The organism is Archangium sp., assembly GCF_045802675.1.
Taxonomy (GTDB): domain Bacteria; phylum Myxococcota; class Myxococcia; order Myxococcales; family Myxococcaceae; genus Archangium.
Genome location: NZ_JBJMQO010000006.1, coordinates 20,254 through 46,458, shown reverse-complemented (window position 1 = coordinate 46,458; position 26,205 = coordinate 20,254). Strand labels below are relative to the sequence as shown.

Annotated in this window: 17 protein-coding genes; 12 read left to right on the top strand and 5 right to left on the bottom strand. The window is 71.0% G+C overall.

What is annotated here, in order from left to right; genetic code table 11:
- Nucleotides 1-76: 76 nt before the first annotated feature.
- A complete protein-coding gene (coaBC, locus tag ACJ8AN_RS01610) occupies nt 77-1,309 on the bottom strand; it encodes a bifunctional phosphopantothenoylcysteine decarboxylase/phosphopantothenate--cysteine ligase CoaBC (protein WP_407753404.1) in 1,233 nt (410 codons plus the stop codon).
- A gap of 222 nt (nt 1,310-1,531) precedes the next feature.
- Here coaBC and ACJ8AN_RS01605 point away from each other — a divergent pair, with 222 nt between their 5' ends.
- From ACJ8AN_RS01605 to ACJ8AN_RS01595, 3 genes are all read left to right on the top strand, one after another.
- A complete protein-coding gene (locus tag ACJ8AN_RS01605) occupies nt 1,532-2,524 on the top strand; it encodes an aquaporin (protein ID WP_407753403.1) in 993 nt (330 codons plus the stop codon).
- Between the two features lie 37 nt (nt 2,525-2,561).
- Nucleotides 2,562-3,845, top strand: coding sequence for an MgtC/SapB family protein (locus ACJ8AN_RS01600; RefSeq protein WP_407753402.1), 1,284 nt, complete (start codon nt 2,562-2,564; stop codon nt 3,843-3,845).
- Nucleotides 3,846-4,138: 293 nt separating this feature from the next.
- Entirely contained in the window at nt 4,139-4,813 is a 675-nt protein-coding gene (locus ACJ8AN_RS01595) for a hypothetical protein (RefSeq protein WP_407753401.1), read from the top strand.
- A 21-nt stretch (nt 4,814-4,834) separates the two neighbouring features.
- Here ACJ8AN_RS01595 and ACJ8AN_RS01590 read toward each other — a convergent pair whose 3' ends face one another.
- The 4 genes from ACJ8AN_RS01590 to ACJ8AN_RS01575 form a co-directional block, all read right to left on the bottom strand.
- The gene (locus ACJ8AN_RS01590; RefSeq protein ID WP_407753400.1) at nt 4,835-7,801 is read right to left on the bottom strand and encodes a carboxypeptidase regulatory-like domain-containing protein; all 2,967 of its coding nucleotides are present in this window, start codon (nt 7,799-7,801) and stop codon (nt 4,835-4,837) included.
- Nucleotides 7,802-7,905: 104 nt separating this feature from the next.
- Entirely contained in the window at nt 7,906-9,168 is a 1,263-nt protein-coding gene (locus ACJ8AN_RS01585) for a Stp1/IreP family PP2C-type Ser/Thr phosphatase (RefSeq protein WP_407753399.1), read from the bottom strand.
- Between the two features lie 79 nt (nt 9,169-9,247).
- Complete coding sequence (locus tag ACJ8AN_RS01580) at nt 9,248-9,778, bottom strand: FHA domain-containing protein (RefSeq protein ID WP_407753398.1); 531 nt, start codon at nt 9,776-9,778, stop codon at nt 9,248-9,250.
- A gap of 48 nt (nt 9,779-9,826) precedes the next feature.
- Entirely contained in the window at nt 9,827-10,465 is a 639-nt protein-coding gene (locus ACJ8AN_RS01575; protein ID WP_407753397.1) for a hypothetical protein, read from the bottom strand.
- A gap of 120 nt (nt 10,466-10,585) precedes the next feature.
- Here ACJ8AN_RS01575 and ACJ8AN_RS01570 point away from each other — a divergent pair, with 120 nt between their 5' ends.
- From ACJ8AN_RS01570 to ACJ8AN_RS01530, 9 genes are all read left to right on the top strand, one after another.
- Nucleotides 10,586-10,798, top strand: coding sequence for a hypothetical protein (locus tag ACJ8AN_RS01570; RefSeq protein WP_407753396.1), 213 nt, complete (start codon nt 10,586-10,588; stop codon nt 10,796-10,798).
- Between the two features lie 91 nt (nt 10,799-10,889).
- Nucleotides 10,890-11,795 carry a sulfate adenylyltransferase subunit CysD gene (gene cysD, locus ACJ8AN_RS01565; protein ID WP_407753395.1) on the top strand — a complete coding sequence of 302 codons (906 nt, stop codon included), beginning with the start codon at nt 10,890-10,892 and terminating at the stop codon, nt 11,793-11,795.
- Nucleotides 11,795-13,060 (top strand): sulfate adenylyltransferase subunit CysN, encoded by a 1,266-nt coding sequence (cysN, locus tag ACJ8AN_RS01560; RefSeq protein WP_407753394.1) that lies wholly within the window; start codon nt 11,795-11,797, stop codon nt 13,058-13,060. The genes cysD and cysN overlap by 1 nt, the downstream gene beginning before the upstream one ends.
- 97 nt (nt 13,061-13,157) lie before the next feature.
- Nucleotides 13,158-13,718 carry an adenylyl-sulfate kinase gene (cysC, locus tag ACJ8AN_RS01555; RefSeq protein ID WP_407753413.1) on the top strand — a complete coding sequence of 187 codons (561 nt, stop codon included), beginning with the start codon at nt 13,158-13,160 and terminating at the stop codon, nt 13,716-13,718.
- A gap of 60 nt (nt 13,719-13,778) precedes the next feature.
- The gene (locus ACJ8AN_RS01550; protein ID WP_407753393.1) at nt 13,779-14,354 is read left to right on the top strand and encodes a hypothetical protein; all 576 of its coding nucleotides are present in this window, start codon (nt 13,779-13,781) and stop codon (nt 14,352-14,354) included.
- Nucleotides 14,351-15,391: a M28 family peptidase gene (locus ACJ8AN_RS01545; RefSeq protein ID WP_407753392.1), complete on the top strand. Its 1,041-nt coding sequence runs from the start codon at nt 14,351-14,353 to the stop codon at nt 15,389-15,391. Before ACJ8AN_RS01550 ends, ACJ8AN_RS01545 begins: the two co-directional genes overlap by 4 nt.
- Nucleotides 15,388-15,939, top strand: a complete 552-nt coding sequence (locus ACJ8AN_RS01540; RefSeq protein ID WP_407753391.1) for a hypothetical protein — start codon at nt 15,388-15,390, stop codon at nt 15,937-15,939. Before ACJ8AN_RS01545 ends, ACJ8AN_RS01540 begins: the two co-directional genes overlap by 4 nt.
- 76 nt (nt 15,940-16,015) lie before the next feature.
- A complete protein-coding gene (locus ACJ8AN_RS01535) occupies nt 16,016-21,460 on the top strand; it encodes an amino acid adenylation domain-containing protein (protein WP_407753390.1) in 5,445 nt (1,814 codons plus the stop codon).
- 45 nt (nt 21,461-21,505) lie between these two features.
- Nucleotides 21,506-26,167 carry an SDR family oxidoreductase gene (locus ACJ8AN_RS01530; protein ID WP_407753389.1) on the top strand — a complete coding sequence of 1,554 codons (4,662 nt, stop codon included), beginning with the start codon at nt 21,506-21,508 and terminating at the stop codon, nt 26,165-26,167.
- The last annotated feature ends 38 nt before the right edge of the window (nt 26,168-26,205 follow it).

The following is a 26,205-nucleotide window of genomic DNA, read 5'->3' as shown; positions in this document are numbered from 1 at the left end:
GGGTAGGCCGCCCGTACGCTTACCCCAGGGACGGGTACAGCGCCATTCAGGAAATCCACGAAGGACGGAGGGGCCCCTACGGAGAGGGAGGAAGGGGCGGCAGGTAGTCCTTGACGAGTTCCAGGATGGAGCGGGCCACCTCGCGCTTGGTGCCGGCCAGGTCCCGCTGCTGACCGTCCTTCGTCAGCACCGTCACCTGATTGGTGTCCACCCCGAAGCCCGCCCCCGGCGCCGACACGTCGTTGGCGACGATGGCGTCCAGCCCCTTGCGCTCCAACTTCCCGCGCGCGTACTCCACCACGCGCTGCGTCTCCGCCGCGAACCCCACCAGCGCCGGCCGCCTCGCCCGTCCCGACACCCGCCGCGAGGCCTCGGCCAGCACGTCCGGCGTGCGCACCAGCGTCAACGTCTCCGGCCCGTCCGACTTCTTCACCTTCTGCGCCTCGCGCGTCGGCGGCTTCCAGTCGCTCACCGCCGCCGAGGCGATGAAGCAGTCCACCTCCTCCACCCGCGCTAGCACCTCGCGCGCCATGTCCTCGGCGCTCACCACGTCCACCACCTCCAGGCCGCCGCGCTCCACCTCCCCCACCGGGCCGAGCACCACCGTCACCCGCGCCCCCATCGCCCGCGCCGCCTCCGCCAGCGCCATCCCCATCTTCCCCGTCGAGGGATTGGAGATGAAGCGCACCGGATCCAGGTACTCGCGCGTGGGCCCCGCGGTGATGAGCACCCGCCGGCCCGCCAGCGGCCCCTCGGCGAAGAGGCGCGCCGCCGCCTCGACAATGGCCCCCACCTCCGCGAGCCGCCCCGCGCCCACGTCGCCGCACGCGAGCATTCCCGCCCCGGGCCCCACGAAGTGGAAGCGCGGCGACGAGCGCAGTGCCGCGAGGTTCTCCTGGGTCCGCTCGTTGTCCCACATGGCCACGTTCATCGCGGGCGCGAGCAGCACCGGCCCCCGGAAGGCCAGCAGCGACGTCGTCACCGCGTCATTGCCCATGCCCGCCCGGAGGCGCGCCAGCAGGTCCGCCGTTACCGGCGCCACCACGTACAGGTCCGCCCAGCGCGCCAGGTCCAGGTGCCCGAAGTTCCCCTCCTGCGAGGGGTCGAAGTAGTCCGTCAGCACCGGGTGCCCGCTGAGGGCCTGGAAGGTGAGCGGCGTGACGAACTCCTTGGCCGCCGCCGTCATCGCCACCCGGACCTGAGCCCCGGCGCGCCCCAGCTCGCGCACCAGCTCGCACGCCTTGTATGCCGCGATGCCGCCGCCTACTCCGACGATCACCCGGCGACCCTGAAGAGCCGAAGCCACCATGCGGGCTTCCTTATGCGCGCGAGGGCGGGCTCGCAACCACCGTGGGCCCTTCCCGCCGCCTTTGACGAATGTCGGAGCGGGGCGTACCGTCGGCGATCCACGAGCGCGGGCGGAGGGCCATGCGATGACTGCTGCGATGCCGGCCCGGCGGCACCTGCCGAAGGACGCCTGAACAGGCCCCGGCGCCTCGCCGTCGAGGCCCTCGGCTGCGGGCTGCTGGTGGTGGCACTCGAGGGAGCGCACCATGGGGCCGAGCACCTGGGCGTGAGCGCCACCGACGGACGGCTCTTCATGTCGCTGGCGGCCGGTGCCGTCCTCGCCTGCCTCACGCTGGTGCTCCAACCGCTCTCGGGTGCGCACTTCAACCCGGCACTCACGTTCGCCGACGCGCTGGAGGACGGCACGCCCTGGCGCGACGTACCCCGCTACGTGCTCGCCCAGCTGCTCGGCGGTCTTGCGGGCAGGCTGGTGGCACACCTCATGTGCGGCGAGCCCCTGCTCATCGCCACGCGCACGCCGGCGGCCAACTCGGCGCAGTTCCTCACGGAGCTGGTGTCCACCTTCGGCCTGCTGGTGGTGGTGCGGGGCTGCGTGCGGCTCCGCCCGTCCGCCACGCCGCTCGCCGTGGCGGGCTACGTGGCCGCCACCGTGTGGTTCACCGACTCGCGCTCCCTGGCCAACCCGGCACTGGTGCTCGCGCGCGCGGTCAGCACCCGCGCCGGGGCCGTGCACCCGCTCGACGTCGAGTCGTTCGTCGCCGCCCAGCTGCTCGGGGCCGCGCTCGCGGTGTGCCTCTTCCGCTGGCTGCTGGTGAAGGACGTGAAGCCCTCGCGGCCCCGGCTGGTCGTCTTCCACTGCACGCAGGCGGGCGTCGCCGGGCTGGCGGCCCATCTCTTCAACGGCCTGGCCTCCGCCGAGCGCGCACGGGCGATCCCCAGTCCCCTGTCCACGGGGAACGCGCGGGAGCTGCCGGCCCCGCATGAGCCGCCCCCGCTCGTGGTGCGGCTGGTGGCGGCGGGTGAAGCCCCGGGCGACCTGGGCTCCCAGGGGGAGTGCTGGAGCCTGCCCCTGCACGAGAGCGCCACGCCGGATGGGGAGCGCCGGTTGCGCGCGGCGCTGCGGGCGCCCCTGCAGCGGTTGCTGCGCGCCCATGGCTGGCTGCGCCTGTACGCCGTGGGAGACACGGTCCACGAGGAAGCCCCGGAGACCACCTGAGGGCTCCACCGCGCCTTTTGGGATGGAGAGCATGCACATGGAAGGGATTCCTCCGGCCGTCGCCTGGCCGCCGTTGCAGACGTTGATGCGGTTGATGCTCGCGCTGGCGGTGGGGCTGTTCGTCGGCCTGGAGCGGGAGTGGCGTGGGAAGGAGGCGGGCCTGCGCACCTTCGGCTTCGCCTCGCTGCTCGGAGGGCTGGGAGGACTGCTGGGCCCACCGTTCGCGATCGTGGCCATCGCGCTGCTGGGCGTCCTGGTCTGCTTCCTCAACTGGCAGTCGCTGCGCGCCAACCAGGGCGCGGAGCTCACCACGTCCGCGGCGCTGCTGGTGATGGGCTTCACGGGCGTGCTGTGCGGGCTCGGGCACGTGGTGACGCCGGCGGCCGTGGCCGTCACCAGCGCCGGGCTGCTCACGTGGAAGGAGCGGCTCGCGGGCTTCAGCCATCAAATCACCGCCGAGGAGCTCCGCTCGGCCATCCTGCTGGCCATCCTCGCGTTCGCCATCTACCCGGTGCTGCCTGCGGACCCCGTGGACCCGTGGGGCCTCATCGCCCCGCGCGCGGCCTGGGTGACGGTCATCCTCATCGCGGCGATGGGCTTCGTGAACTACCTGCTGCTCAAGCTCTTCGGCACCCGGGGCGTGGAGGTGACGGGTTTCCTGGGCGGGCTCGTCAACAGCACCGTCACCGTGACGGAGCTATCCAACCGCGTCCGCGAGACGGAGGGGCGGCTGCAGGAGGTGGCCTACCGGGGCGTGCTGTTGGCCACGGCCGCGATGGCGCTGCGCAACGCGGTGCTGCTCGGGCTGCTGTCGTACAAGGCGCTGGTGAATTCCGCCGTGCCGCTCGCGCTCATCCTGCTGTCGAGCATCGGCCTGGCGCTGGTGCGCACGCTGGCGGGGCCCCCGGCGCCCGAGGCCTCCACGCCCACCCTGCCCCTCAAGAGCCCCTTCTCACTGTCGTCGGCGCTCAAGTTCGGCGCCTTCCTGCTGCTCTTCCAGGTCGTGGGCACGGTGGGCCAGAGCCTGCTGGGACATGTGGGCTTCTACGCGGTGAGCGCCCTGGGGGGCCTGGTGTCCAGCGCGTCCGCGGTGGCCTCGGCGGCCTCGCTGTGCGCCCACGGAATGCTGTCGCCGACCACCGCCGGAGTGGGCGCCATCATCGCGTCGCTGGCGAGCGCGGCCGTCAACTTCGTGCTGGTGGCGCGCGTGTCCAAGCAGCGGGCCCTGACGCTGCGGCTGGGCTGGGCCCTGGGCGTGGTGTTCACCATGGGCGTGGTGGGCGCCATCGTCCAGACGCGGCTCGAGGGCCTCATGCACTGAGCGGTTTCACTTCTACGTGCGTAGAACCGGATCCGACCCCCTCGGTTTCACTTCTACGTGCGTAGAACCGGATCCGACCCCCTCCGTTTCACTTCTACGTGCGTAGAAGTGGATGGGCTCGAAGAGGGCTGCTGTCCCGAAGCGCGGATGGCCTGTCCTGAGGGGAGACCCATTCGGCCCACCCCCGCCGCGCAAGTGCGCGAATTCGCAGGTCGCCGCGCATGGTCCGGACGTTGCTCCTGGCCGGCCCAGTGCCGCGATTCCCGCGGCCAGCTCCGATTGAGGGGGCAATCATGAGTGAAACGAACGCAAGCAACACCCTGCCCGATCTGACGCTCGAGCAGGTTCGCAGCTCCATCCGCACCTACCTGACCCAGGGCAATGCCGGGAACTACGGCATCGGCCGACTCTACAACTACACGGTGACCACCCAACTGGCGGAGAAGAACGGCTACGGGAGCGCCCAGGCGTTCTTCAGCCAGAACTTCAAGGAGCTGGCGCAGTCCACGCTGAGCCGGTACGGCGCCGTGGCGAGGCAGTTCACCGAGGAGGCGTGCAAGACGTACGGCGTGGCCAAGCTGGCGTCGCTGAGCGCCTACGCGAAGTTGACGGAGCTCGTGCTCCCGCACAACGACCTGGGCAGTCTGTCCATCGACGTCCCGCAGGACGGTGGCGCCGTGATCCAGAAGTCCTTCGACGAGTGCAACCTGGACGACCTGCTCCAGGCCCTGAAGCACAAGCGCAAGCCGCAGAAGCCCATGTCCGCGACGGACACGGCCCGCGTCAACTTCATGCAGGAGAGCTTCTCCCGGCACTTCGCCAAGGGCGCCCGCGTGGAGCTCAAGGCGAGCGTCAAAGACGGAAAGACGCTGCTCACCATCCAGGGCGTCCCGGTGGAGGACGTGGAGCGGCTCGTGGAGGCGCTCATGGACGGCCTCCAGCCGCAGCTCGTGCGCGCGGCGGTGTAGCGCGCACTTACGGCCTCGGGCTCACGGGCCGAGCACCACGTCGCCCGAGGCCGGCAGTTCCACCGAGCGCACCACCGGCCCGTCTTCCGTGTCCGTGTGGAAGTGCGACCACACCAGCGTGTAGCGCCCCGGAGGGAAGCCCTGCAGGGTGACGCGATCGCCTCGGGGCTGGTAGAGCAACTGCCCGTAGCGCGCCTGCATCAGCTCCTTGGGCGGATTGCCCACCACCCCCGCGTCACCGGCGATCACCCACAGCGCCTTGCCCCGCTCGGACTTGAGCTGCACCGAGAGCGAGGCCGTTCCGGGGGCGGGCCCGAAGTCCAACCGCTTCTCGCTGCCTTCCACCTGCACCAGCAGCGCCGGCTCGCCGGAGAACTCGCGCGCCGAGCCCAGCGAGAAACGGTAGTGGCCCGGGGACACGTCCACGCTGTACTGGCCATCCGGGCCCGTCACGATGCTGATGGGCTCGGCGCGGTCCGAGTTGATGCCCTCCAGCTGGAAACCCGCCGACGGGGTGCCGTCGGGCCGGTACACCGTGCCGGACAGGTGCGTGGCCGGCTTCAGCACCAGCTCCACCGTCTTCGGCCCCTCGCGCGAGGCCTGCGCCGACGCGCTCAACCGCCCCTTGCGCGCCGACACGGAGAACTTCGCCACGAAGGGCGGGCTCGGCAGGGTGAAGCGTCCGTCCGGCCCCGTCATCACCGAGTCCTCGCACGCATCGCACCCCACCACCGCGTCCGCCACCGGCGTGCCGCTCTCGTCCCGCACCAGCCCCGCCACCGAGGGCGCCCGCTCGAGCACCAGGTCCCCCAGCTCGCTCGGCTGCGCCGGCTTGTCCACCATCAGCGGCTCGAAGCCCGGCGCCTCCACCGACACGATGACCCGCTCTCCCGCCGTGGGCAGCGCCACCTCGAAACGTCCGTCCGGGCTCGTCACGTCGTGCTCGTCCAACCGGAAGCGCCGCACCGGCTCGCCGTCGTCGGCCACCACCCGGCCGCGGAACGTCGTGCGCGCCTCCATCACCACCCGCACCGGCTCGCCGCCGGGAGAGCCCTGGACGCGCTCGCGCTGGTCGTACCCCGGGTGCCGCGCCTCCACCAGGTAGGGCCGGCCGGGCTTGAGTGCGCGCATCTCGAAATGGCCCTGCGCGTCCGTCGTCGCCGGCTCGGTCATGTTGGGCAGCACCACCACGGAAGCCCCGGCCACCGGCGCGCCCCGCGCGTCCACCACGTCACCCCGGAGCGCCGCCCCCGGCTCGAGCGTCACCGTCACCCGCTGCGTCTGCCCGTCCTCCACCACCACCTTCTGCCGCTCCGAGGCGAGGTAGTCGCGGTGCGTGGCCACCAGGGAGTAGGTGCCCGGCGGCAGCCCGCGCATGGGCACCACGCCGTCCGGCCCGGAGGAGCTGTCGCTGCGGAAGATGTTCTCGTTGTCCACCCACAGCACCACGTCCGCGCCCTCCAGGCGCCGCCCCTCCCCCATCACCGTCACCTCCAGCGCGGCCCGGGGCTCCAGCTCCAGCTTCACCCCTTCGGCCGGGGCCGTCACCTTCACCTGCCCGCCGCCCCATTCGGAGTGGTGCGCATGCAGCGTGTACAGGCCCGGCGTGGGCACCGCGGCCGTGAAGTGGCCCTCGGCGTCCGACGCCACCGCGTCGCCCGTGGGCTGCACCAGCACCGACACGTTGGGCGCGGGCCTCCCGTACTGATCCAACACCTGCCCGGAGATGAGCGTGGCGCGGGCCAGCTCCAGCTCCAGCGTCGTCTCGCCCGGCTTCACCCGCGCCGGCAGCTGCGCGTCCCGGTAGCCCTGCGCGTGCCCCTCCAGCACGTAGTCCCCCACGCCCAGCGGGCCGAACTGAACCAGCGCTCCCGTGGAGGGCTTCTGCGTCTGGACGGGCTTGCCGCGCACGGTGCGCAGCACCAGCTCCGGCGAGGGCACCGGCTGCCCGGCCTCGTCCACCACCGTGACGAGCAGCGTGCCCGCGTCCTCCAGCTCGAGCGTCACCTGCGTGAGGCGCTCGCTCAGCGTGAGGGTGCGCGGCGTGGCGCCCAGCTTTCCGGCCTCGGCCGACACCACCAGCTCGTCCGGGTACAGGTCCTCGAAACGTGCCACCCCGCCCTCGGCCCGCGCCTCGCGCGCGAGGTGGTCCGCCGACAGCCGTACCGTGGCCGTCACCGGCGCGCCGTTGCGGGTGACGTGAACCTCCAGCGTCCGCGAGGGCTCCAGCCTCAGCCGCAGCGGCTGCGGGCCCGCCTCCACCAGGGGCTCCGCCGACGGGAGGAAACCGCTCGCGGTGGCCAGCACGTAGAAGGGACCCTCGCCCAGCCCGGACAGCGTGAAGGAGCCATCCGGCCCCGCCACCGCCTCGGACGGCAGGGGCACCTTGCGGGACACCGCGTACACGTGCGCCCCCGGGAGCCCCCGGCCCGCGTCATCCACCACCTGCCCGCCAATGCCGCGCAGCGGGGGCAGGAACAAATCCACCGGCTCGCCCGGGGCCGCGCGCTCGCGCATGGCCGCGCCGAAACCCGGGGCCCGGGCCCAGACGGAGAAGGACACCCCGGCCAGGTGCTCGAAGCGGAAGCGCCCCTGCGCGTCCGTGCGCGCCGTGGCCTTGGGTTGGAGGAAGCCGCGCGCCTGCTCGAAGAAGGCCAGCGCGTGCAGGCCACTCTCCCGCGCCGGACAGGCCAGCAGCGCCTGCCCGCACTCGTCACAGCGCACCGAGGTGAGTGTCTTCTGCGCGCTGGCGGACAGGAAGACGTCCGCCCCCGCCACGGGCTTGCCCGCCGCGTCCAGCACCCGCCCGGTGAGGGCGAGGCCCTCGGAGGCTCCGGAGGACACCTCCACGGACTCGAAATCGGGGAGCGCCCGCGCCACGAGCGCGCCCGCCACCGGTGCCGGAGGTGGCTCGTTCCGAGGCCACAACACCGCCACCGCCACCGCGACCAGGGCGGCTGCCGCCCCTATGACGAGCCATTTGCGCATCGGACGGCGCGGGACGTTACCCCCGCGACCGGCCTGCCAACCGACATTCTCGGCCGTTCATTCCGGCCGAGTCCTCCGCCCGACGTCTGCTCGCCGCCCTGTGCTCACTCCTCGGCGAACGGCTGGATGGCCTGCGCCACCGCCAGCTCCTGCCGGGCCTCGCTCAGCTCCGAGTTCGTGGCCCTCAGCCGGTCCGACAGCACCTGCACGAAGCTCCAGAGCATCTTCACCGCGAGGATGGACTCGCGCTTCATGAGGCCCATCAGGTCCGAGCGGGAGATGACCATGGTGCGCGTGGGCTCGACCGCTCGCACGGTGGCCGAGCGGGGGGCGTTGTCGATGAGGCCCATCTCGCCGAAGTGTCCGCCGGGCCGCAGCTCGGCGATCTCCACCCCGCTCTTCTCGATGACCACCCGGCCGCGGATGACCACGAAGAGCTCCTCGCCCGGCTGGCCCTCCACCACGATTTCCCTCCCGGCCGGGAAGGTGCGCGTGGTGGCGATGGACAGCACCGCCGTCTGCTCCTTGTAGGTGAGGTGACGGAAGAGCGGAATCTTGCGCAGGGCCTCCATGCGGCTCTGGGCCTCGGAGGTCTCCGCCTCCATGGTGCCCTCGCCGGAGACCTTCACCACCACGGCGGTGATGTTGTCCTTGCCGCCGCGCTCGTTGGCCAGGTCCACGAAGCGCTTGGGCAGCTCCCCCGGCTGCGTGCCCTGCACCAGCGGCAGCACCTCGTCGTCGTCCAGGTAGCCGTGCAGACCGTCCGAGCACAGCAGGAAGAGGTCGCCCGGGAAGAGGTCGACAATCAGCGTGTCGACCTGGACGGACTCCTGGATGCCCACCGCGCGCGTAATCACGTTGCGGTACTGCGAGGTGGCGGCCTGCTCCTTGGTGATGGTGCCGGCCTTGAGCTGCGCGGCGACGAGGGTGTGGTCCTCGGTGAGCCGGTGGCACTGGCCGTGGCGCACCAGGTAGATGCGCGAGTCACCCACATGGCCGATGACGCCCTTGTTCCCGCTCACCGCGAGGCACACGAAGGTGGTGCCCATGCCGCGCTTGGTGGGGTCGGCCAGGGCCATGCGGAAGATGTCCGCGCACGCGCGCTGGATGGCCACCTCCATCAGGGCCTGGGCCGCGTTGCGCGCATCCTGGCTCGTGTTGGTGCTCAGGTCCTTGAGCAGGTGCCGGTTGGACACCATGTGCTGGCGCACCACCTCGGTGGCGCGGTTGCTGGCCACCTCACCGGCCGCATGACCCCCCATGCCGTCGGCCACGATGAACAGGCCGAGCGAGGCGTCCACGAGCATCGCATCTTCATTGTGCTGCCGCTTCCGGCCCACGTCGGTCAGGCCGAACGCCTCTGTCATCAATGGCACCGCGAACGCTCCCTGTTCCCTGAAGAGGGGTGAATCACACGTTACGAAGCCCGTGGAAGGGCTGGCAAGCCTACGTCCCCGTCCCCGTCCCCAACCGGCGCGCGAGCACCTTGGTGAAACCGCTCGCCAGATAGAAGGTCAGCTCCACCTGGCCGAAGCGCAGGCGGGTGCCGTCCGCGATGGGCGACGGGCGCCGGGGCGTCAAGCGCACCCCGGCCACGAAAGAACCATTCTTGGAGCCCGCGTCCGTCAGCGTGTAGCGGCCATCCGTCTCCCGCTGGAACCAGGCGTGGAAGCGCGACACGGTGCCATCATCCAGCACCACGTCGTTGTTCCCCGTGCGCCCCACGGTGATGCCGCGGCCGAACGCGTTCTCCTGGTTCTTCACCACGGGGAAGACGATGGGCTCGCCCACCCCCAGCATCGGCGTGGACACGTTGGTGAGGGTGCGGAAGTGATGATGCGTCTCGTCGTCCTCATCCAGCGACGGCGAAGCCGCGGACGCGGGCGTGAAGACGAGCACCGCCGGCGGCAGTTTCCGCTCGTACTCCGCCCGCTCTCGCTGGAAGCGGCCGATATGGAGGCTGAGAAGCTCGACCATTACGAGTACGCACTTCACCCCACCCGGGGGGTCAGGGTCCAGAGGCGCCTAGCGCCAGTCCGCATACAATCCCAGTTGCAGTCCGCCTACATAGGGACGGGCCAGGCTGGCCCGCTTGTAGTTGTAGGGGTCACCATACCCCACCGCCACGCCCACGCCCACCTTACCGCCCAGTCGGTAGCCGAGCCGCAGGCGCCCGTCCAGCAGGCCCACCCAGTAGGACTCCGCGTCCTTGGAGCCGCCCTCGAAGCGCGCCCGGAACCAGGCGGGGCCGGTGCCCAACTGGAAGCCCCACTCGAGGCCCCCCTCGCGCCGGGCGGTGTACCCCACGGCGAACTGGAGCGAGTAGAGCTGGAGCTGCGTCAGGGGGACGGTGGCGCCCTCGACGACGGTGTCCGGCTTGACGGCGGCGAAGGCGGCCATGGGCTCGATGAACAGCCCCAGCGTGTCCCGGCGGCCCTGGTAGAAGAGGAGCTGCCAGTGCAGGCGCACCTCGGGGACGATGGCCCCGTCCCGGATGAAGGTGCCCACGAAGGCCCCCCGGGGCAGCCAGGGCGGCGTCATCGACTCCGACAGGAGGGCAGGCCGGCCCGGCCGGGCGGACGGCGCCGGCGAGGCGGACTGGGCCCCGGCGACACCGCTCAGACACAGAGTGAACAGGATCCAAGGGAGGAAGCGACGATTCATGACGCTTCCTTACCTCTCTTCCAGGCGGCCCGTGTCAAGCGCTTGTCAACGAAGTCTTCCGTTGGCTATGACACGTTACTCCCTCGCTGTATGTGAGGGCTCCAAGGAGTCGTTCCCCACATGCCCAGTGCGTCAACACGTACAGGCAACACCAAGAAGCGCCCCGCGAGGACCGACAACCTCGTCCGCAAGGCGGAAGCAGCCGCCACGGGCCTGTTGGACCAGAGCGAGCGCGTGCTGGTCGTCTACGACGAGGGAGGGGCCACCCTCTACTACGAGTCGGACGACGCGGAGGATGGAATAGGCCGCCGCAAACTGCCGCGCGCCAGCTGAAAGCTTCTGGGTTTGCCGTCTTTGCGACATCTACCCGGGTGTCTGTGTAGCCCTGGACATCCGGGAAGCGACCGGGCCATGCTATGTCGGGATGAGCTACGAGCTTTCACACCTGCAGGCCCTAGAAGCGGAGTCCCTCTTCATCATTCGGGAAGTGGTGGCCGAGTTCTCCCGGCCCGTGCTCCTGTTCTCCGGAGGCAAGGACTCGGCGGTGATGCTGTGGTTGGCGGAGAAGGCCTTCGCCCCGGCGCCGCTGCCGTTTCCTCTCATGCACGTGGACACCGGGCACAACTTCCCCGAGGTGCTCGAGTACCGGGATGCCCGCGCGACCGCGCTGGGGGCCCGGCTGGAAGTGGCCTCGGTGCAGGCCTTCATCGACTCGGGCCGCCTGGTGGAGGAGAAGGGCCCGCGCGCCTCGCGCAACCGGCTGCAGACGGCGCCGCTGCTGGACGCCATCGAGAAGCACCAGTTCGACTCCGTCTTCGGTGGCGCCCGCCGCGACGAGGAGAAGGCCCGCGCCAAGGAGCGCGTCTTCTCCTTCCGCGACGAGTTCGGCCAGTGGGACCCCAAGAACCAGCGCCCCGAGCTGTGGAGCCTCTACAACGGCCGCCACCGGCGCGGGGAGCACATCCGCGTCTTCCCCCTGTCCAACTGGACCGAGATGGACATCTGGCAATACATCGCCCAGGAGCGCATTCCGCTGCCCTCCATCTACTTCAGCCACCGGCGCGAGGTGTTCCGCCGCGACGGCATGCTGATGGCGTGCTCGCCCTACCTGCCGCTGCTTCCGGGCGAGCGGGCCACGACGGCCCAGGTGCGCTTCCGCACCGTGGGCGACATGACGTGCACCGCCTGCGTCGAGTCCACCGCCACCACGGTGGAGGACGTCATCGCCGAGGTCTCCGCCTCGCGCGTCACCGAGCGCGGCGCCAGCCGCGCGGATGACAAGTTCAGCGAGACGGCCATGGAAGACCGCAAGCGCGAGGGATACTTCTAATGGAACTGCTCCGATTCGCCACCGCGGGCTCGGTCGACGACGGCAAGAGCACCCTCATCGGGCGGCTGCTCTACGACACCAAGTCCATCTTCGAGGACCAGCTCTCCTCGGTGGAGCGCACCAGCAAGGCGCGCGGGGACGAGTACGTCAACCTGGCGCTGCTCATGGACGGCCTGCGCGCCGAGCGCGAGCAGGGCATCACCATCGACGTGGCCTACCGCTACTTCGCCACGCCGAGGCGCAAGTTCATCATCGCGGACACCCCGGGCCACACCCAATACACGCGCAACATGGTGACGGGCGCCTCCACCGCGGACCTCGCCCTCATCCTCGTGGACGCGCGCAAGGGCCTTCTCGAGCAGACGCGGCGCCATGCCTTCATCGCCTCGCTGCTGCGCGTGCCCCACGTGGTGCTCTGCATCAACAAGATGGACCTGGTGGACTACAGCGAGTCCGTCTTCGAATCCATCAAGGACGAGTTCCGCAAGTTCTCCACGAAGCTGGAGCTCACGGACCTCTCCTTCATCCCCATCTCCGCCCTCAACGGCGACAACGTGGTGACGCGCTCGGAGAAGATGCCCTGGTACCAGGGGCCCGTGCTCCTGCACCACCTGGAGCACGTGCACATCGCCTCGGATCGCAACCTCATCCAGGTGCGCTTCCCCGTGCAGTACGTGTCCCGGCCCATCTCCAAGAAGCTGCATGACTACCGGGCCTACTCGGGGCAGCTCCTGGGCGGCGTGGTGAAGCCCGGGGACGAGGTGGTGGTGCTGCCCTCGGGCTTCACCTCGCGCATCCGCTCCATCGAGTTCGCGGGCAAGCCCGTGGACGAGGCCTTTCCGCCCATGTCCGTCAACCTCTGCCTGACGGACGAGCTCGACATCAGCCGCGGCGACATGCTCTGCCGGCCGGGCAACCCGCCCACCGTGTCCCAGGACATCGACGCCATGGTGTGCTGGATGGTGGAGCAGCCGCTGCGGCCCGGGGCGAAGCTCGCCCTCAAGCACACCACGCGCTCGGCGCGCGCGCTGGTGAAGGACATCCAGTACCGCATCGACGTGAATACGCTTCACCGGGATGAGTCGTGCGGCGCCCTCGCGCTCAACGAGGTGGGCCGCGTGCGGCTGCGCACCACCGTCCCGCTCTTCTTCGATGAATACCGGCGCAACCGCCACACGGGCAGCTTCATCCTCATCGACGAGGGGACGAACGCCACCGTGGGCGCCGGGATGATCAACGGCCCGGTAACGGGTGAAGCGAAATGAGGAAGGAAGTAGCTCGCAGCGAATCGCGGTCATTGGGGGTCACAGGGGGCAGTTCGTGAATCAGAGTGCTACAGCAGCAGCGGTACGTCCGCCCGAGGTGAACACCGCCCCGTCCAGGGGTTTCATCGTCTGGTTCACCGGCATGTCCGGTGCGGGCAAGAGCACGCTCTCGTCGGCGATCCGCCGTCAGCTGGAGTCCACCCATCCGGTGGAGGTGCTCGACGGGGATGAGATCCGCACGTTCCTCTCCAAGGGCCTGGGCTTCACCCGGCCCGATCGCGAGGAGAACATCCGCCGCATCGGCTACGTGGCGCGGATGCTCGCCAAGCACCGCGTGGCCGTCATCTCCGCGGCCATCTCGCCCTACCGCGAGTCGCGCGACGAGGTGCGCCACCTGGCCACCCAGGCCGGCATTGCCTTCATCGAGGTGTACGCGAAGGCCAGTCTGGACTCGCTCGTCCACCGGGACGTGAAGGGGCTCTACAAGAAGGCCCTGGCGGGGGAGATCGCCCACTTCACCGGCATCTCCGATCCGTACGAACCACCCGAGGCCCCCGAGGTCACGGTGCACACGGACTCCGAGACGATCGAACAGAGCATGGAGCGCATCCTCTCCGTCCTGCGCGAGCGCGGACTCCTGCTCGAAGCCTCCAGGTAACCCCAGCCCCCGCCCCCCCCCACATATCCCCTCATCATGCACACTCATCTCTCAAGATGGATGGTCCTGGGCGCATGGCTCATGGCCTCGGTGGCCCTGGCACAGCCGGTGGACTCCCCCGCTCCCGGCGAGCCCGTGGCCCAAGGCGTCTCCGTCGGTGTCTCGGACTTCCGCCACCTCGGCATGCAGCGCCCCTCCGAGGAAGTGACGAGCCTGGAGGCCGCATACCTGCGCGCGCTGGGCACCAGCGGCTTGCGGCGCCACCTGTACGTGGGCGGCGGCCTGCGCTTCGCCCTGCCCACCAGCAAGACGACGTTTCCGCTCGAGGCCTTCGCCCGCACGGAGCTGCGCGCGCGCCTGGGCCTGTGGGAGCCCGGTATGGGCTTCGAGGTGGGCTACAGCCGCGTCGCCCTGCCCTGGCAGCGGGTGCGGCTCCCCTTCGCCACCGAGTGGTTCGGGAACGATGACGCGCTGACGGGTCCGTTCTACGCCGCCATCCACGCCGCGCCCCTGCGGTTCCACTTCGGCCGCTTCATCGTGGGAGGCCCCGAGGTGCAGTGGGGTCCCGTGGGCCCCCCCTTCGGCTCGGTGCAGCGGCTGCAGATCGGCCTGGCCCGTGTGGAGATGCAACTATGAGACTCCCGGTTCGTTCCTCCGTCCTCCTGCTCACCGCGGGCCTCGGACTCGCCGGCGGCGCCTCGTGCGCCCCCACCCAGGTCCTCGAAGGAGCAGACCTCCCCGCCCTCAAGACGATCACCGAGGAGGTGGATCCGCAGCGCGTCTGGAGCAACCTCCTCACGCTCACGGAGAAGCACGGCGCGGACATGTCGATCGACTGCGAGCCGCTCTTCTCCGGGGATCCGGCCCTGGTCAAGATCTTCCCCGAGCTGTGCCACCTCTCCAACAGCGCGTCGGGCAACTGGGTCCGCTCTCAACTGCAGGCGCTGGATGTGCCGGTCACCGACGACGTGTCGGGCGAGGGACTGCTGCGCACCAACAACATCGTCGCGGAGCTCAAGGGCACCACGAAGCCCGACGAGGTCATCCTGGTGGGCGCCCACTTCGATGCCTTCTGGCAGGGCGCCGATGACAACAGCAGCGGCGTGGCGGCGATGCTGGAGATCGCCCGGGTGCTCTCCCACTACCGCTTCGAGCGCACCATCCGCTTCGTCGGCTTCGATCTCGAGGAGTACGGGATCAAGGGCAGCCACCACTACGTCGCGGAAGGCAAGAGCGAGAAGGTCCTCAACGCGCTCATCTTCGACTGCATCGGGTACTACTCCGACGAGGAGGGCTCGCAGCAGTCGCTGCCCGGCCTGCCCTCGCCCACCCGGGGCGACTTCCTGGCCGTCATCGCCAACGACGAGTCCAGTCACGAGGCGGCCGAGCTCTACGCGCTCAACGACTCGCTGAAGCTGATGAGCACCGTGCCGCTCATCTCCCCGGGCCATGGGATGCCCACCGTGGGTGAGCCGCTCACGCGCAGCGATCACGTGCCCTTCTGGTACGCCCACCAGAAGGCCGTGTTCCTCACCGACACCGCCAGCTTCCGCAACCAGCACTACCACAAGGAGACCGACACGCCGGACAAGCTGGATCCCGTGCGGCTCGGGCAGGCCGCCCGCGTGGCCGCCGCCGCCATCGCCTACTGGGCGGGAGGACCGCAGCAATGAAGCTCGCACAGCACCCGTTCCTCCAGACCGGCGCGCTCGCGCTGGGGCTCCTGGCCGTCCCCACGAACGCTCGCGCCGAGGAGGCGCCGGCCTCGCGTCACCAGCTCAGCGTCTATGCCACGGCGGGAGCGCAGGTGTACCTGTCCAGCGCCCGGACGATGGGCGGCATCGGCGGTGGCATCGGCCTCCGGGACACCCTCGACGAGCGCTTCATCCTCCAGGCGGACCTCAGCTACCTGTCGATGCTCGGCAACGCGGCGTCGCTGCGCGTGGGTGCCGGCATCCAGCGCCAGGGCACGTGGGCTCCCGCGGCCCTCCTCACGGTGTCCACCCTGTTCGGTGATCGCCTGAGCTTCCTCACGCCCGGGCACCCCAGCCGCCTCACGGGCCCGGGCATGGCCCTGGGCGTCTCGCTCGCCCCCGTGCGCTTCTCCCTGCCCTCGGTGCAGCTCTCCCTGCTCCAGCTCGGAGTGGGCGCCGGCTCGGACCTGCCAGGCCTCGGCCTGTACTACTCGGTCGGCCTGATGGAAGTCGGAGCCACTTTCTAGAATCCACCCTCACCGCCCTGTGTGAGTCGAACCCCACGTGCCGTGGGCGAAAGCCCACGCGCCGAGGAGCCCCTCCATGACCTCCGGTACCATCTCCGGTTCCCCCGCCGTCCCCGATGTGCGCTGTGACACGCTCGTCGAGCTGCTGCGCACGCGCGCCCGGCAGGAGCCCGACACTCGTGGCTACACGTTCCTCGTCGACGGCGAGAGCGAGGAGGCCCACCTCACCTACGCGGAGCTGGATGCGAAGGCCCGCGCCATCGCCGCCTCGCTGCAGCGCATGGGCGCCCAGGGCCAGCGCGCCCTGCTGCTCTACCCGCCGGGGCTCGACTACATCGCGGGCTTCTTCGGTTGTCTCTACGCCGGCGTCACCGCCGTCCCCATCTACCCGCCGGACCCGATGCGGCTGGGACGCACCCTGCCCCGGCTGCTCGCCATCAGCAACGACGCCCAGGCCACGGTGGCCCTCACCACCGACTTCATCCTCGGCATGGCCGAGATGCTCTTCGAGCAGGCCCCCGAGCTGAAGGAGCTCCAGTGGATGGCCACCGACACGCTGGAGCCCTCGGCCGCCGAGGGCTGGAAGGATCCGGGCAGCCGCCCCGACACGCTGTCCTTCCTCCAGTACACCTCGGGCTCCACCAGCACGCCCAAGGGCGTGATGCTCACGCACGCCAACCTGCTGCACAACCTGGCCCTCATCCACGCGTGCTTCGGGCACTCGCGCAAGAGCCAGGGCGTCATCTGGCTGCCGCCCTACCACGACATGGGCCTCATCGGCGGCATCCTCCAGCCGCTCTACGGCGGCTTCCCCGTGGTGCTCCTGTCGCCCGTGGACTTCCTCAAGAAGCCCCTGCGCTGGCTCCAGGCCATCTCCAAGTACAAGGCCACCACCAGCGGCGGCCCCAACTTCGCGTATGACCTGTGCACCCGGAAGGTGACGCCCGAGGAGCTCGCCGCGCTCGACCTGAGCCACTGGGACCTGGCCTTCAACGGCGCCGAGCCCATCCGCCCCGAGACGCTCGACCGCTTCGTGGAGACCTTCGGGCCGCGCGGCTTCCGCCGGGAGGCCTACTACCCGTGCTACGGCCTCGCCGAGGCCACGCTCATCGCCACCGGTGGCGCCAAGGCCGAGCCGCCCATCCTGCGCACCTTCGACACCGTGGCGCTGCAGAAGAGCAAGGCGGAGCAGGTGCCCACCTCGCACCCCACCGCGCAGACGCAGGTGGGCTCGGGCCGCTGCCTCACGGACCAGAAGCTGCTCATCGTCCACCCCGAGACGGGCGCCCCCTGCGCCCCGGGCGAGGTGGGTGAAATCTGGGTGTCCGGCCCCAGCGTGGCCCAGGGCTACTGGGGCAACCCCGAGGCCTCCGCCCGCGCCTTCCACGGCGTGCCCCAGGGCGCGAAGGACGGCCTGCGCTACCTGCGCACCGGGGACCTCGGCTTCCTGCTCGACGGCGAGCTGTTCGTCTCCGGGCGCCTCAAGGATCTCATCATCATCCGCGGCCGCAACCACTACCCGCAGGACCTGGAGCTGACGGTGGAGAAGACCCACCCGGCCCTGCGTCCCGGCTGCGGCGCCGCGTTCGCCGTGGAGCTCCACGGCGAGGAGCGCCTGGTGGTGGCGCATGAAATCGACCGCCGCGCCGTCGAGTCCGGCAGCGTGGACCTGGACGCACTCGCGCAGGGCATCCGCCAGGCCATCGCGGACCAGCACGAGGTGCAGGCCCACGGCGTGCTCCTGCTCCAGGCGGGCAGCATCCCCAAGACGTCGAGCGGGAAGATCCAGCGCCACGCGACCAGGAAGGACTTCCTCTCCGACAGCCTGGAGATCGTCCACAAGAGCGTGCTGGACGCGCCGCCCGCGCCCAAGGAGCAGGCCGCCGCCCCCCAGCGCGAGCCGAGCTTCATCCAGAAGGCGCTCGCCGCCGTGCAGGATCCCCAGGCGCGCCACTCGCTGCTGCTGCTGCACCTGCAGGAGCAGGCCGCGCGCGTGCTGCGCATCCCCTCCCACCAGTTGGATCCGAACAAGTCGCTCTACGCCTTCGGCATGGACTCGCTGATGGCGGTGGACCTGAAGAGCACCGTCGAGTCGAGCCTCGGCCTCGAGGTGCCGCTCCAGGACGTCATGCAGGGCCCCACGCTCACGAAGTTCGCCGAGCTGGTGCTCGGCTACCTCGCCGCGCCCGCGCCCGTGAAGCAGGAGAAGGCGCCGAGCGCCGGGGGAGACGCGCCGCTGTCCGGCGGCCAGCAGGCCCTGTGGTTCCTGCACCAGCTCGCGCCCACCAGCTCCGCGTACCACGTGCCCATCGCCGTGCGCATCCGCTCCGCCCTGGACGTGGCCGCGCTGCGCCGCTGCTTCGACACGCTCGTCGCCCGCCACCCCGCGCTGCGCACCACCTTCACCATGACGGCCTCGGGCCCCGTGCAGCACGTGCACGAGCACCTGGCGCTCGACTTCCAGGCCGTGGAGGCCGCCGCGCTCGCCGACGCGGGGCTTGACGCGCGCCTGAATGACGAGGCGAAGCAGCCCTTCGACCTGGAGCATGGCCCGCTGCTGCGCGTGCGCGTCTTCACCCGCTCGCCCCAGGAGCACGTGCTCCTCATGACGATGCACCACATCGTCACCGACTTCTGGTCCATCGCCGTGCTCGCCGAGGAGCTCGACGCGCTCTACCCCGCCGAGTGCGCGGGCCGGAAGGCCGAGCTGCCGCCGCTCGAGGCCACCGCCGCCGACGCCGCGCGCGCCCAGGCCACGATGCTCGCCGGGCCCCGGGGCCAGGCGCTCGAGGCGTACTGGCGCCAGCAGCTGTCCGGGGAGCTGCCCGTGCTGGACCTGCCCACGGACCACCCGCGCCCGCCCGTGCAGACCTTCGTGGGCCGCGTCCACACCTCGCGGCTGGACGCGAAGCTGGTGGAGCAGCTCAAGGCGCTCGCCCAGGCCCGGGGCTCCACGCTCGCCATGGTGCTGCAGACGGCCTTCCAGGTGCTGCTGCACCGCTACACCGGCCAGCAGGACTTCACCCTCGGCGTGGTGAGCGCCGGCCGCGGCAGGGCCGAGCTGTCGCGCGTGGCCGGCTACTTCGTCAACCCGCTCGTCCTGCGCACCCGGCCCTCTCCGGAGCAGAGCTTCGAGGCCTTCCTCGCCCGCACGCGCCAGACGACGCTGGAGGCCTTCGAGCACCAGGACTACCCCTTCAACACGCTCGTCGAGCGGCTGCAGCCGGTGCGCGACCCCAGCCGCTCGCCGCTCTTCCAGGTGATGTTCTCCTACCAGCGCGCCTACAAGCTGGATGAGCGCGGCCTCACGCCCTTCGCCCTCGACATCCCCGGCGCACGGGCCGAGCTGGCCGGGCTGAAGCTCGAGTCGCTCGCGCTGGAGCACTCCGTCGCCCAGTTCGACCTCTCGCTCACCCTGGGCGAGGCGGACGGCGGCATGGTGGCCTCCTTCGAGTACAACACCGACCTCTTCGAGGCGGACTCCATCGCCCGCATGGCGGGGCACCTGCGCACGCTGCTCTCGGGCATCGCCGCCAACCCGCGCCAGCCGCTCGCCGCGCTGCCCCTGCTCACCGACGCCGAGCGCCAGCAGCTCCTCGTGGACTGGCAGGGCGCGCACGTGCCCCTCACCGCGGACATGAACGTGCCCGCGCTGTTCTCCGCCCAGGCCGAGCGCACCCCCGACGCCACCGCCGTGCTCTTCAAGGACGAGCGGCTGTCCTACCGCGAGCTGAAGCAGCGCGCGGGCCGGCTCGCCGCGTGGCTGCGCTCCGAGGGCGTGGGCCCCGGCTCCATCGTCGGCCTGTGCCTGGAGCGCTCGCTGGAGACCCTCGTTTCCGTGCTCGGTGTGCTGCAGACGGGCGCCGCCTACGTGCCGCTCGACCCGGCCTACCCCGGCGAGCGTCTGGCCTACGTCCTCTCCGATGCCCAGGCCCCCCTGCTCCTCACCCAGTCCTGGCTGCGCGCGCAGCTCGGCCAGCTCACGCAGAAGGACGGCGCGCTGCGCATCCTCTGCCTGGACACGGACCTGGACTGGGGCTCCAGCGGCGAGGAGGCCCCGGCCCGTGTGGCGCCCGTCGCTCCCGGTGCCCTGGCGTGCCTCATCTACACCTCCGGCTCCACCGGCCAGCCCAAGGGCGTCATGTTGGAGCACGGCGGCATCACCAACCTGGTGCGCTCGTTCATCGACTCGTACCAGCCCGGCGCGCAAGACCGAATCCTCCCGCTCACCTCGCTCGCCTCGGCCAGCTTCGTGGGAGAGATCCTCCCGCTGCTGTGCGCCGGGGGCACGCTCGTGCTGCCCACCGAGGAGGAGATCCTCGACCTGGAGAAGCTCTTCGGGCTGATTTCCCGCCACGCCATCTCCATCCTCAGCACCGTGCCCGCCGTGCTCACCGGGCTCAACGCGCGCAAGGACGAGCTGCCCCCCATCCGCCTCGTCCTCAGTGGCGGCGAGGCGCTCGTGGCCAGCGACATGGAGCGCCTGCTGGAGAGCACCCAGGTGGTCAACGGCTACGGCCTCACCGAGACCACCGTCTGCTCCACGTACCACCCCATCCGCGCCGAGGACCTGCGGGCCCACACCTGGGTGCCCATCGGCCGGCCCGTCATCAACACCACCGTGTACGTGCTCGATGCCCAGCACAACCCGCTGCCCGTGGGCTGCCGGGGCGAGCTGTACGTGGGAGGCCTGGGCCTGGCGCGCGGCTACTGGCGCCGCCCGGAGCTGTCCTCCGAGCGCTTCATCCCCCACCCGTTCCGTCCCGGCGAGCGCCTGTACCGCACCGGCGACCTGGCCCGCTGGCTGCCCGACGGCGTGCTCGAGTACCTGCAGCGCGTGGATGATCAGGTGAAGATCCGCGGCTTCCGGATCGAGCTGGGCGAGGTGGAGGCGGCCCTCAAGCAGCATGCGGCGGTGCGCGATGCGCTCGTCATGGCGCGCGAGGACTCGCCGGGGGACAAGCGGCTGGTGGCGTACGTGGTGCTCTCCGACGCCGAGCAGACGACGGCCGGGCTGCATGCGTGGCTGTCCGAGCGGCTGCCGCCCTACATGCTGCCCTCCCTCTTCATGCCGCTGCCGGCGCTGCCGCTCTCGCCCAACGGCAAGGTGGACACCCGCGCCCTGCCCGTCCCCGAGGGCGAGCGCCCCGCCCTGGCCGCCGCCTACGCCGCGCCCACCAGCTCGCTCGAGCGCGACATCGCCGCCGTGTTGCAGGACATCCTCAAGCTCGACCGCGTGGGCCTGCACGACAACTTCTTCGAGCTGGGTGGCAACTCCATGCTGCTCGCCCGGGTGCACCGCCGCCTGCGCGAGGAGCTGAAGCTCGAGCTCGCCCTCGTGGACATGTTCAAGTACTCGACCGTCAGCGCGCTGGCGCAGTTCCTCACGCGCACGCCGGACGACGCCACCGCCACCGCCTCCGCCCAGAAGCTCAAGGACGAGGCCGACAAGCGCAAGAGCGCCATGGGCAAGCGCCAGCAGCAGGCCCAGGCCCGTTTGCGCAAGCCCGGTTCCAAGTAGCCGACGACCCCCCACCCCATTTCCACTGACACCACGGAACGCCCCATGACCACCGAGAACACGCCCGAGCTGGAAGGGATCGCCATCGTCGGCCTGGCCGCCCACCTCCCCGGCTCGCGCACCATCGCCGAGTTCTGGAAGAAGCTGCGCGAGGGCGTCGAGTCCATCTCGTTCTTCACCGACGAGGAGCTGATCTCCAGCGGCATCGACCCGGCGCTGGTGCGCGCGCCCAACTACGTGAAGGCGTGCGGGGTGCTGGGGGACACGGACCAGTTCGACGCGGCCTTCTTCGGGCTCAACCCGCGCGAGGCGGCGTTGATGGATCCGCAGCACCGCGTCTTCCTGCAGTGCGCCTGGGAGGCGATGGAGACGGCGGGCTACAGCCCGGACCGGCAGCCGGGCCGCACGGGCGTGTTCGGCGGCATGAGCATGAACACGTACCTGCTCACCAACGTATACCCGCACCTGTCGCACGTGGCCTCGGTGGAGAGCCTCCAGGCCGCCATCGGCAACGACAAGGACGCGCTCACCACGGAGGTGGCCTACCGGCTCAACCTCAAGGGCCCGGCCGTCACCATCCAGTCCTCCTCCTCCACGTCGCTCACCGCCATCCACTTCGCCTGCCAGAGCCTGCTCGGCTACGAGTGCGACATGGCCCTGGCCGGCGGCGTGTCCATCCACTTCCCGGAGATGCAGGGCTACCTGTACTACGAGGGCGGAACCACCGCGTCCGACGGCCACTGCCGCCCCTTCGACGCCAAGGGAGAGGGCTTCGTCTCCGGACACGGCGCGGGCGTGGTGGCGCTGCGGCGGCTCGCGGATGCCGTGGCCGACGGGGACACCATCTACGCCGTGGTGAAGGCCACGGCCGTCAACAACGACGGCTCGCAGAAGGTCAGCTACATGGCCCCCAGCGTCGAGGGCCAGGCCGAAGTGGTCTCCCTGGCGCAGGCGCTCGCGGGCGTGGAGCCGGACAGCATCGGCTACATCGAGTGCCATGGCACCGCGACCCACATGGGAGATCCCATCGAGATCGCCGGCCTCACGCAGGCCTTCCGCACCGGCACGGACCGCAAGGGCTTCTGCGCGATCGGCTCGGTGAAGAGCAACATCGGCCACCTGGACTCGGCCGCGGGCGCGGTGGGCCTCATCAAGGCCGCGCTGGTGCTGCACCACAAGCAGATTCCGGCCACGCTCCACTTCCAGACGCCCAACCCCGCCATCGACTTCGCCAACAGCCCCTTCTACGTGAACGCGAAGCTGTCCGACTGGCCCGAGGGCCAGACGCCGCGCCGCGCGGGCGTCACGTCGCTGGGCATGGGCGGCACCAACGCGCACGCCATCCTCGAGGAGACCCCCGTCCTGCCCGCCTCGGACAAGCCCCGCCGCCCGGCCCAGGTGCTGGTGCTCTCGGCGCGCTCCAAGGCGTCGCTCGAGGCCGCCACGGACCGGCTCGCCGGCCACCTGCGGGACAACCCCGGGCTGAACCTCGCGGACGTGGCCCACACGCTCCAGGTGGGCCGCAAGCGCTTCAGCCACCGCCGCATCGTGGTGGCCCGCACCGTGGCCGAGGCCGCCGAGGCCCTGGCCTCGAGAGATCCCGCCCGCGTCTTCACCGACGGCCAGGAGTCCGGGGGCCGCCCCGTCCTGTTCATGTTCTCCGGCCAGGGCGCCCAGTACGTGGACATGGGCCGGCACCTCTACGAGTCCGAGCCCGTCTTCCGCGACGAGGTGGACGCCTGCGCGAAGAAGCTCGAGAAGCACCTGGGCGTCGACCTGCGCACCGTGCTCTACCCGCCCGAGGCCCAGCGCGAGGCCGCCACCGAGCGCCTCAAGCAGACGTCGCTCACCCAGCCCGCGCTCTTCGTCCTCGAGTACGCGCTCGCCAGGCTGTGGATGTCCTGGGGTGTGAAGCCCCGGGCGATGATTGGCCACAGCATCGGCGAGTACGTGGCCGCGTGCCTCGCGGGGGTGTTCTCGCTGGAGGACGCGCTGGCGCTCGTGGCCGCGCGCGGCCGGCTCATGCAGCAGATGCCCGCGGGCGCCATGCTCGCCGTGCCCTGGACGGAGGCACAGGTGCTGCCGCTGCTCGGCGCGGAGCTGTCGCTCGCGGCCGTCAACAACCCCGGCACGTGCGTGGTCGCCGGCCCCATTCCCGCCATCGACGCGCTCGCGCAGAAGCTCACGGCCGAGGGCGTCACCACCACCCGCCTGCACACCTCGCACGCGTTCCACTCGTCCATGATGGACCCCATCCTGGACGCCTTCCGCGAGCAGGTACGGCGCGTGGCGCGGCAGGTGCCCCAGCTGCCCTACCTGTCCAACGTGACGGGCAAGTGGATTACCTCCGAGGAGGCCACCAGCCCCGACTACTGGGCGAAGCACCTGCGCCAGGCCGTGCGCTTCGCCGAGGGGCTGGGCGTGCTGCTCGAGGACGCCGACGCGCTCCTGCTCGAGGTGGGCCCGGGCCAGACGCTCACGACGCTCGCCCGGCAGCACCCGGCCAAGGGCGCGCGGCACGCGGTCATCAACTCCGTGCGCCACCCCCGCGAGCAGAGGAACGACGTCGACTTCCTGCTCAGCGCGCTCGGCCGCGTGTGGCTCGCCGGTATCGAGCCGGACTGGGAGGCCCTGCACGGCGGAGACAAGCGCCGCCGCATCCCGCTGCCCACCTCGCCCTTCGAGCGCCAGCGCCACTGGGTGGATCCGCCCGCGGACGGCGGCCACGGCAAGAAGTCCCACGGCGCGTCCGCGGACACGAAGCAGGACGTGTCGCGGTGGTTCTACCTGCCCTCGTGGCAGCGCGCGCTTCCGCCCTCCAGCGCGTGGGCCGAGCAGAAGGCGTGCTGGTGGCTGTTCGTCCCCGAGGCGCACGGGCAGGACGGGCTGGGGGCCCGGCTGGCGCGGCGCCTCGCCGAGGCCGGCCAGCGGGTCGTCACCGTCTCGCCGGGCTCGCACCTGGCGCAGCTCGGTGAGCGCCACTGGTCCCTCAACCCCCGCGGGGTGGCGGACTTCGCGTCCCTGTATGAGCAGCTCACGGCCCAGGGGCTCGCGCCCGACCGCATCCTCCACCTGTGGAGCGCGGTGCCCGAGAGCACCTTCGGGGCGCAGGGGGCCTCGTTCGACACGGCCCAGGAGCACGGCTTCCACGGCCTGCTGTTCCTCGCCCAGGTGCTCGGCCGCCACGAGGCGAAGCCCGTGTCGCTCACCGTGGTCACCCACCGGATGCAGGCGCTCGGCGAGGAGAGCCCCCGCCCCGAGACGGCCACCGTGCTCGGCCCCGTGCGCGTCATTCCGCAGGAGTACCCGCACCTCTCCGCGCGCTCGGTGGACGTGAGCCTGCCCGCGCCGGGTAGCTGGCAGGAGGCACAGCTCATCGAGCGGCTCCTCGCCGAGGGCGCCGACGGCTCGCGCGGCCAGAATGTCATCGCGTACCGCGGCCAGCAGCGCCACGCGCAGGTCTTCGAGTCCGTCGACGTCTCCGCCGACGCGACGGGCCGGCCGCCGCTGCGTGAGCAGGGCGTCTACCTCGTCCTCGGCGGCTTCGGCACCATCGGCTACAGCCACGCCGAGACGCTCGCCAGGCGCGTGAAGGCCCGGCTCGTGCTCGTGGGCCGCTCCACCCTGCCCGAGCGCTCCACCTGGGACACCTGGCTCGCGAGCCACGAGGAGAAGGAGCCCATTGGCCAGCGCATCCGCAAGGTGCGGGCGCTCGAGGCGCTCGGCGCCGAGGTGCTCGTGGCCAACGCGGACGTGGCCGACCGGGCGCAGCTCCAGGCCGTCGTCGAGCAGACGCTCTCGCGCTTCGGCGCGCTGCACGGCGTGGTGTTCTCCGCGGGTAGCGTGGACGCCTCGCTCTTCCGGAGCCTCGCGGACGTGACGACCGCCGACGCGCACCTGCTCTTCCAGAGCCGGGTGCTCGGGCTCTACGCGCTCGAGGCGGTGCTGCGCGGCCGGCCGCTGGACTTCTGCCTGCTGGCCTCGTCGGTGGCCTCGGTGCTCGGTGGCGTCGGACGCGCTTCCTACGCCGCCGCCATGAGCTTCATGGACGCCTTCGCCCTGCGTCAGACGCAGCAGTCCCCCACCCCATGGCTGAGCGTGGGCTGGGACGCCTGGGCGAGCGACGCGGGGCCCCAGCCCTTCGGTGCGCTGTCCATCTCCGCCACCGAGGGCGCCGAGGCCTTCGAGCACGTGCTCGCGCTGGGCCCCGTGGCCCACGTGGCCGTGTCCACCACGCCCCTGCCCGCGCGCCTCGAGCGCACCGCCCGGCCCGAGTCCCCGAATCAGGCCGGGCAGGCCCGGGCCGAGCACGTGGTGCCCGACGCGCAGAGCCAGCAGGCCGCGGCCCGCCCGGCGCTGCAGAACGCCTACGTGGCCCCGCGCGACGAGCTGGAGGAGTCCGTCGCGAAGCTCTGGGAGTCCATGCTGGGCATCTCCCAGGTGGGCGTCCACGACAACTTCTTCGAGCTGGGTGGCAACTCGCTCGTGGGCATCAAGCTGATCGTCCGCGTGCGTGAGCAGTTCGGCGTGCCGGTGCCCGCCGTCACCCTCTACGAGGGCCCCACGGTGGAGGCCCTGGCGAAGCTGCTCAAGGCCGCCACCGGTGCCACCGAGGAGCAGGAGTCCGAGGACTCCGCCAACCGCGGCCGCGGAGAGCGCCGCCGCGCCCGGAGACAGCGCCGCGACGACGGCGCCTCCGAGGAATAGCCCCCCACCTTCCTTTCCAGTTCCAGGAAACACCTACC

What these genes read in the sequence shown, in the direction of transcription:
- coaBC (WP_407753404.1), bottom strand. Translation starts at nt 1,309, where the DNA reads ATGGTGGCTTCGGCTCTTCAGGGTCGCCGGGTGATCGTCGGAGTAGGC.
- ACJ8AN_RS01600 (WP_407753402.1), top strand. Translation starts at nt 2,562, where the DNA reads ATGGAAGGGATTCCTCCGGCCGTCGCCTGGCCGCCGTTGCAGACGTTG.
- ACJ8AN_RS01595 (WP_407753401.1), top strand. Translation starts at nt 4,139, where the DNA reads ATGAGTGAAACGAACGCAAGCAACACCCTGCCCGATCTGACGCTCGAG.
- ACJ8AN_RS01590 (WP_407753400.1), bottom strand. Translation starts at nt 7,801, where the DNA reads ATGCGCAAATGGCTCGTCATAGGGGCGGCAGCCGCCCTGGTCGCGGTG.
- ACJ8AN_RS01585 (WP_407753399.1), bottom strand. Translation starts at nt 9,168, where the DNA reads ATGACAGAGGCGTTCGGCCTGACCGACGTGGGCCGGAAGCGGCAGCAC.
- ACJ8AN_RS01580 (WP_407753398.1), bottom strand. Translation starts at nt 9,778, where the DNA reads ATGGTCGAGCTTCTCAGCCTCCATATCGGCCGCTTCCAGCGAGAGCGG.
- ACJ8AN_RS01575 (WP_407753397.1), bottom strand. Translation starts at nt 10,465, where the DNA reads ATGAATCGTCGCTTCCTCCCTTGGATCCTGTTCACTCTGTGTCTGAGC.
- ACJ8AN_RS01570 (WP_407753396.1), top strand. Translation starts at nt 10,586, where the DNA reads ATGCCCAGTGCGTCAACACGTACAGGCAACACCAAGAAGCGCCCCGCG.
- cysD (WP_407753395.1), top strand. Translation starts at nt 10,890, where the DNA reads ATGAGCTACGAGCTTTCACACCTGCAGGCCCTAGAAGCGGAGTCCCTC.
- cysN (WP_407753394.1), top strand. Translation starts at nt 11,795, where the DNA reads ATGGAACTGCTCCGATTCGCCACCGCGGGCTCGGTCGACGACGGCAAG.
- ACJ8AN_RS01550 (WP_407753393.1), top strand. Translation starts at nt 13,779, where the DNA reads ATGGTCCTGGGCGCATGGCTCATGGCCTCGGTGGCCCTGGCACAGCCG.
- ACJ8AN_RS01545 (WP_407753392.1), top strand. Translation starts at nt 14,351, where the DNA reads ATGAGACTCCCGGTTCGTTCCTCCGTCCTCCTGCTCACCGCGGGCCTC.
- ACJ8AN_RS01540 (WP_407753391.1), top strand. Translation starts at nt 15,388, where the DNA reads ATGAAGCTCGCACAGCACCCGTTCCTCCAGACCGGCGCGCTCGCGCTG.
- ACJ8AN_RS01535 (WP_407753390.1), top strand. Translation starts at nt 16,016, where the DNA reads ATGACCTCCGGTACCATCTCCGGTTCCCCCGCCGTCCCCGATGTGCGC.
- ACJ8AN_RS01530 (WP_407753389.1), top strand. Translation starts at nt 21,506, where the DNA reads ATGACCACCGAGAACACGCCCGAGCTGGAAGGGATCGCCATCGTCGGC.